Origin of the sequence: Azoarcus taiwanensis (assembly GCF_012910885.1) — a bacterium.
GTDB classification, from domain to species: domain Bacteria; phylum Pseudomonadota; class Gammaproteobacteria; order Burkholderiales; family Rhodocyclaceae; genus Azoarcus_F; species Azoarcus_F taiwanensis.
Genome location: NZ_WTVM01000175.1, coordinates 1 through 6,685 on the forward strand (window position 1 = coordinate 1; position 6,685 = coordinate 6,685).

The window sequence follows — 6,685 nt, forward strand, 5'->3', positions numbered from 1 at the left end:
TGTGAATGTTTCAACACCATCACTTTGGCACATCGATGCCGTCAGGTAACGTGAGGGCTCCTCTCTGCTGAACCCCTGCAGCCTCACACCACCCCAGAGGGGAGGGAGGCGTCCATTACATCTCCCAGAAGTGGTGGGTGCGGTGTTGCTGGGGGTGCGTCCATTGCCTGTAGGAGCGGCGCAAGCCGCGAAAAGGACGCGGTGTTGGCACCGCGTCCGTTCACTCAAACACTGCAAGCCGAAGACATCGCATCGAGCCGATCATGGCGCTGGGCGAGGTCGTCCTGCGCGATCGCGCGCTTCTGCACAATGGGTACCTGGTATTTGGCGGCGGTGATTTCGGCCAGAATCGATACCGCCATCTCGGCTGGCGAGCGGGCGCCGATGAACAGCCCGACGGGGCCGTGCAGGCGGTCGATCTCGTGCTGCGACAGGTCGAACATCGCGAGCCGTTCACGCCGTTTGGCGGTGTTGGTGCGGCTGCCGATCGCGCCGATGTAGAACGCGGGCGACTTCAGTGCCTCGAGCAGGGCCATGTCGTCGAGCTTGGGGTCGTGGGTCAGCGCGACGATGGCGGTGTGGGTGTCGACGCCGAGGTCGAGGATGGCGTCGTCCGGCATGTCGCGGCGGAAGGTGATCGCCTGATTGGCGAGGCCCTCGGCGAACTCCTCGCGTGGGTCGACCACGATCAGTTCGTAGTCGGTCGCCAGCGCCATGTCGCAAACGTATTGCGACAGCTGCCCGGCGCCGATGACGATCAGCCGCCACCGTGGGCCGTAGATGGTGCGCATCACGCGGCCGTCGAAGCTGAAGGCGTCGCCACGGGTGGCGTCGCGCAGGGTGGAGCGGCCGGTGCAGGTATCGAGTTCGCGAGCAGTCAGGCGTTTGGAGGCGATCCGTTCGCGCAGGATGCGCAACGTCGCCAGATCAGGTTCCGGCTCGACGACGATGCGTACTGTGCCACCACAGGGCAGGCCGAAGCGGGCGGCTTCGTCGCGGGTCACGCCGTAGGTGACCAGTTCCGGTACGTCGTTCGCGAGTTCGCCATTGCGCACCCGGTCGATCAAGTCGTCCTCCACGCAGCCGCCCGAGACCGAGCCGACCACCTGGCCGTCATCGCGGATCGCGAGCCAGGCGCCGAGCGGGCGCGGCGACGAACCCCAGGTTTCCACGACGGTCGCCAGCGCGGTGCGGCGACCGGCTTCCAGCCAATCGATGGTGGTGTTGAGTACCGAGAGGTCGGTGCTGTCCATGTTCTGTCGTCTCCGTTGGGTTTGTTCTGTTTCTGATTCGATGCTCAGGCTCTGCCGGTTGCGCCGGCGCGCCGGTCCTTGAGCACGAAGTAACCGCGATACAGTGCCACGCTGATCACCATGCCCCAGGTCATGCCGGCGAACATGCCGCCCAGCATTTCGGTGAGGCCGTAGCTGCCACCGGTCGCGATGCGGGACAGCCACAATGCGCCGGCGGTCATGCCGATGAGCATCCAGGCCGAGCACATCAGATTCTGCGCGAACACGGCGCACAGGTAGCGGCCGCAGTCGGGGCGAAGGATGCGCAGACCCGGAATTGCGGCCAGGCCCCCAGCGATCATGCCGGCGTGCATGCCGGGCAAGAACATCAGATGCGCCTGCAACGCTGCACCAAAGGGCAGGCCGTCAGTCGCGGCACAGAGGTCTTCGAGCAGGGGTACGGTTTTCTGCATCACGTCCCAACTCAGGCCGACCACCATGCCGCCAAAGCCGAGGGTCAGCATCACGTGAGGTGGTGACAGTCCCGCGCGCTGCGGGCGGATCGCGACCAGCGCAATGCACCCGGAGATCACCATGGCCCAGGTCAGCGCGAGCAGGGCCCAGTCGATATCCGCGAGCGAGGTGCCGACCAGCCAATAGGCCACCGACACCATTGCGAGCAGCAACAGCGGGGTGTGCTTCTGCGAGCCAATGCTCGATCGCAGCAAGGTCGTGGTCACCAGGTCTCCTCCGGTGGTCTAAGATGCAAGTTCGATCCGGCGAGCTGAGCTCGGTTCCGGATGCTTGCTTTATTTGTCCTGGACAAAGAATATCCGGGAACGAGTGCTGTTAATATAGATCCACATATTCAAGAGCGCATCCGCAATGAACGAATGCGCAAGTCCGGTGCACGAAATGCATCGGTGGAGACATTAACTGTCGGTCAGCCGACAGTGGGACCAGTCACCGGAGGAGGGTGTCCCATGGCCAGTTGTCCAGTCGACGCGTCCGCCGCAGGGGGGGCCTCGTGGTTGTACATGCTCGAGCGTTTCGACGTCGGCGTGATCAACCTGGACGCCGATCTGCGTGTTGCGAGCATGAACGAATTCGCCCGGCGCACGCTGCCGGTCGATGACCGTGAGCCGTTCGGCAAGATCGTCACCGAGTTCCATCCCGAGATCTCACGCGCCAAGGTAGCCTTTCTGCTCGATCAGGCGCAATGCCCGGTATCCAATCCGCCCCCGATGACCATGATCATCAATATTCCCGAGCGGGTGTTGCTGATCAAGGTTTCGCGCATGAGCGACAGTCAGGGTGATGTGCAGGGCTATACGCTTGTTTTTCATGATATTACCGAAGCGGTGAGTCGTGACGACAGCGCGAGCAACAAGCGGGATTTCAAGCGCCAGCTATTCAAGATTCCCACTGTGCGCCAGAACCGCATCGTGCTGGTGGATGTGGCCTCGGTATCGTTCATCCGCTCCGACGGACACTACACCTGGGTGCAGACGGCGGACGGCAACTACTTCTGCAACCTCACCATTGGCGACCTCGAGGCAAGGCTGGACCCGGAGCGTTTTCTGCGGGTGCATCGCAGCTACATCGTCAATCTCGAGCAGGCCGAGCAGATCGTGCGCGACGACGGCAAGGTTTTGCTCAAGCTCGCACAGCCGGAGGATGTTGAGATTCCGGTGGCCCGTTCCAGCGTCTCGCGTCTGATGGAACACCTCGGCCTCGGCGGTACGGTGAGCTGGCGCTGAAGCGTCGGTAACGCAAATCCTCCTCGTTTTGCACTTCATGCACTGAAGCTGCGTTTCGTGCTCCTCATCCGGGGTTTGGTTCATTGACAGTTTCAATGTCCTGGACAAACCCTAGACTGAAACAGCCCTGAATCCTTCCGGGTTTTCCGGTCTGGGGCCATACAAGCACAACGAGGAGACACGAATGATCCCACCGAGCTTTGACTACCACGCGCCGTCGACCGTGGCCGAGGCGGTCGGACTGCTGGCGCAGCTTGGCGACGATGCCAAGATTCTCGCCGGCGGTCACAGTCTGCTGCCGATGATGAAGCTGCGCTTCGCCGAACCTGGCGCGCTGATCGACCTCAACCGCATCGACGCCCTGCGCGGTGTCAGCGAGGAGGGTGGCAAGATCCGAATCGGGGCGATGACCACCGAGAACCAGCTCATCGCGTCCGACCTGCTCAAGACCAGGGTGCCGCTGTTGCCCGAGGCCGCGCGTCAGATTGCCGACCCTCAGGTGCGCAACCGCGGCACCATCGGCGGCGACATCGCCCACGGCGACCCGGCCAACGACCATCCCGCCATCGCCATGGCGCTCGACGCCACCTTCGTGATCACCGGCCCGAACGGCGAGCGCCAGGTGCCGGCCACCGAGTTCTTCCTCGGCACCTACTACACCGCCATCGAGGCCGACGAGATCCTGACCGCGATCCTGGTGCAGCCCTTTGCCCCGAAAACCGGCTATGCCTACACCAAGCTCAAGCGCAAGACCGGCGACTGGGCCACCGCCGCGGCGGCCGTGGTGATGACTATGGACGGCGACCGTGTCGCGAGCGTGCGCATCGGCCTCACCAACGTCGCTCCCACCGCGCTGCGCGCCAGCGATGCCGAGCAGTCCCTCGTCGGCAAGACCCTGGACGCCGCAACCCTGGATGAGGTTGCCCGTCTGGTACGTGGCGTTGCCGAGCCCGCCGCCGATCTGCGTGGCGACGAAGAATACAAGACTGCAATGGCCGGCGAGATGACCAAGCGCGCGCTGCGCCAGGCCGCCGAACGCTGCCGCTGACCGAAGGGGACACGAAGATGAGCAAGAAACTGGTTTCGATGACCATCAACGGCAACAAGGTGGAAGAAGCGGTCGAGCCGCGCACCCTGTTGATTCATTTCCTTCGCGAGAAGCTGAGCCTCACCGGCGCGCACATCGGCTGTGAAACCAGCCACTGCGGCGCCTGCACCGTGGATATCGACGGCGAGTCGGTGAAGTCGTGCACCTGTCTCGCGGTGCAGTGCGACGGCGCCGACATCAAGACGGTCGAGGGGTTGGCCTCCGGTGGTGTGCTCCACGCCGTGCAGGAAGGCTTCTACAAGGAACATGGCCTGCAGTGCGGCTTCTGCACCCCGGGCATGCTGATGCGAGCCTACCGCCTGCTGCAGGAGAACCCGGACCCGACCGAAGAGGAGATCCGGGTCGGCATGTCCGGCAACCTGTGTAGGTGCACCGGCTATCAGAACATCATCAAGGCCGTCCAGTACGCCGCGCGCAAGCTGCGCGAGCCGGCCACCGCAACGGCCTGACCCGCAGGAGGAGACAGAATGAACGCACCACTGAAGGAACGCGAACAAGCCCTGATGGGCATCGGCGAGTCCCGACTGCGCAAGGAGGATGCGCGCTTCATCCAGGGCAAGGGAAACTACGTCGACGACATCAAGCTGCCGGCGATGCTGCACATGGACATCGTCCGCTCGCCGCTCGCCCATGCCCGCATCAAACGCATCAACAAGGAGGCCGCGCTCGCCATTCCCGGCGTGCACGCAGTACTGACTGCTGACGACCTCAAGCCGCTCAAGCTCCACTGGATGCCGACGCTCGCCGGCGACGTGCAGGCGGTGCTGGCCGACGAGAAGGTCGCCTTCCAGATGCAGGAGGTCGCCATCGTCATCGCCGACGACCGCTACATCGCGGCCGACGCGGTCGAGGCGGTCGAAGTCGAGTACGAGGAGCTGCCGGTCGTCATCAATCCGTTCGACGCGCTCAAGCCGGACGCGCCGGTGATCCGCGAGGATCTCGCCGGCAAGACCGAAGGCGCCCACGGCGTCCGCACCCATCACAACCACATCTTCACCTGGGAAGCCGGCGACAAGGCCGCGGCCGACGCCGCGTTCGCCAACGCACCGGTGACCGTGAAGCAGGACATGTTCTACCCGCGCGTGCATCCGTGCCCGCTTGAAACCTGCGGCTGCGTGGCCAGCTTCGATCCGGTGCGCGGCGAGCTCACGACCTGGATCACCAGCCAGGCGCCGCACGTGGTGCGCACCGTGGTGTCGCTGCTGTCCGGCATTCCGGAGTCCAAGGTTCGCATCATCTCGCCGGACATCGGCGGTGGCTTCGGCAACAAGGTCGGCGTGTATCCCGGCTATGTCTGTGCCATCGTCGCCTCCATCGTGCTCGGCCGTCCGGTCAAGTGGGTCGAGGATCGCATCGAGAACCTGTCCGCCACCGCCTTCGCCCGTGACTACCACATGACCGGCGAACTCGCCGCGACGCCGGACGGCAAGATCACCGGCCTGCGCGTCGAGGTGGTGGCCGACCATGGCGCCTTCGACGCCTGCGCCGACCCGACCAAGTTCCCGGCCGGCCTGTTCCACATCTGTTCCGGCTCCTACGACATCGCGGCGGCGCATTGCAGCGTCAAGGGCGTCTACACGAACAAGGCGCCCGGCGGTGTGGCCTACCGCTGCTCGTTCCGGGTCACCGAGGCGGTGTATCTCATCGAGCGCATGGTCGACGTGCTGGCGCAGAAGCTGGGCATGGACAAGGCCGAGATCCGCGCGAAGAACTTCATCCGCAAGGACCAGTTCCCCTACACCTCGCCGTTCGGCTTCGAGTACGACTCCGGCGACTACCACACCGCGCTGCAGAAGGTGCTCGACGCGGTCGACTACAAGGGGCTGCGTGCCGAGCAGGCGGCCAAGCGGGCCGATCCGAACTCGCCAACGCTGATGGGCATCGGTCTGGTCACCTTCACTGAAGTCGTCGGCGCCGGGCCGAGCAAGATGTGCGACATCCTCGGCGTGGGCATGTTCGACTCCTGCGAGATCCGGGTGCATCCCACCGGCAGCGCGATCGCGCGCATGGGTACGATCACCCAGGGCCAGGGCCACCAGACCACTTACGCGCAGATCATCGCCACCGAGCTGGGGATCTCCTCCGAGGTGATTCAGGTCGAGGAGGGCGACACCAGCACCGCGCCCTACGGTCTGGGCACCTATGGTTCGCGTTCGACGCCGGTCGCCGGCGCCGCGATCGCGATGGCGGCGCGCAAGATCCACGCCAAGGCACGCAAGATCGCGGCCCACCTGCTGGAAGTGGCCGAAGGCGATCTCGAGTGGGAGGTGGACCGATTCAAGGTCCGTGGCGACGACAGTCGCTTCAAGACCATGAAGGACATCTCCTGGGCGGCCTACAACCAGCCGCCGGAAGGGCTGGAGCCGGGGCTCGAGGCGGTGCATTACTACGATCCGCCCAACTTCACCTACCCGTTCGGTATCTACCTGTGCGTGGTCGACATCGACAAGGCCACAGGCGAGACCAAGATCCGACGCTTCTACGCGCTGGACGACTGCGGCACCCGGATCAACCCGATGATCATCGACGGGCAGATCCACGGCGGCCTCACCGAGGGCTTCGCGGTGGCCATGGGCCAGCTCCTG

6 protein-coding genes are annotated in these 6,685 nt (G+C 64.5%); 4 read left to right on the forward strand and 2 right to left on the reverse strand.

The features are described 5' to 3' along the window. Window positions 1–224: 224 nt before the first annotated feature. Together GPA21_RS18450 and GPA21_RS18455 are read right to left on the reverse strand one after the other, a co-directional pair. On the reverse strand, window positions 225–1,253 hold the full coding sequence (locus tag GPA21_RS18450) for an XdhC family protein (RefSeq protein WP_168989562.1): 1,029 nt from the start codon (window positions 1,251–1,253) through the stop codon (window positions 225–227). A gap of 44 nt (window positions 1,254–1,297) precedes the next feature. Next, the gene (locus tag GPA21_RS18455) at window positions 1,298–1,972 is read right to left on the reverse strand and encodes a hypothetical protein (RefSeq protein WP_168989563.1); all 675 of its coding nucleotides are present in this window, start codon (window positions 1,970–1,972) and stop codon (window positions 1,298–1,300) included. Window positions 1,973–2,215: 243 nt separating this feature from the next. Between GPA21_RS18455 and GPA21_RS18460 the strand changes: the two genes are divergently transcribed. The 4 genes from GPA21_RS18460 to GPA21_RS18475 form a co-directional block, all read left to right on the forward strand. After that, window positions 2,216–2,992, forward strand: coding sequence for a PAS domain-containing transcriptional regulator (locus tag GPA21_RS18460; RefSeq protein WP_168989564.1), 777 nt, complete (start codon window positions 2,216–2,218; stop codon window positions 2,990–2,992). A 184-nt stretch (window positions 2,993–3,176) separates the two neighbouring features. Continuing rightward, window positions 3,177–4,040, forward strand: coding sequence for an FAD binding domain-containing protein (locus tag GPA21_RS18465; protein ID WP_168989565.1), 864 nt, complete (start codon window positions 3,177–3,179; stop codon window positions 4,038–4,040). A 17-nt stretch (window positions 4,041–4,057) separates the two neighbouring features. Then, a complete protein-coding gene (locus GPA21_RS18470; RefSeq protein WP_168989566.1) occupies window positions 4,058–4,549 on the forward strand; it encodes a (2Fe-2S)-binding protein in 492 nt (163 codons plus the stop codon). Between the two features lie 18 nt (window positions 4,550–4,567). Further along, window positions 4,568–6,685, forward strand: a 2,118-nt coding sequence (locus GPA21_RS18475; RefSeq protein ID WP_168989567.1) for an aerobic carbon-monoxide dehydrogenase large subunit, incomplete at its 3' end; no start/stop codon positions are given.

Coding starts and splice junctions, on each gene's coding strand:
- GPA21_RS18450 (WP_168989562.1), bottom strand. CDS start 1,253: ATGGACAGCACCGACCTCTCGGTACTCAACACCACCATCGATTGGCTG.
- GPA21_RS18460 (WP_168989564.1), top strand. CDS start 2,216: ATGGCCAGTTGTCCAGTCGACGCGTCCGCCGCAGGGGGGGCCTCGTGG.
- GPA21_RS18465 (WP_168989565.1), top strand. CDS start 3,177: ATGATCCCACCGAGCTTTGACTACCACGCGCCGTCGACCGTGGCCGAG.
- GPA21_RS18470 (WP_168989566.1), top strand. CDS start 4,058: ATGAGCAAGAAACTGGTTTCGATGACCATCAACGGCAACAAGGTGGAA.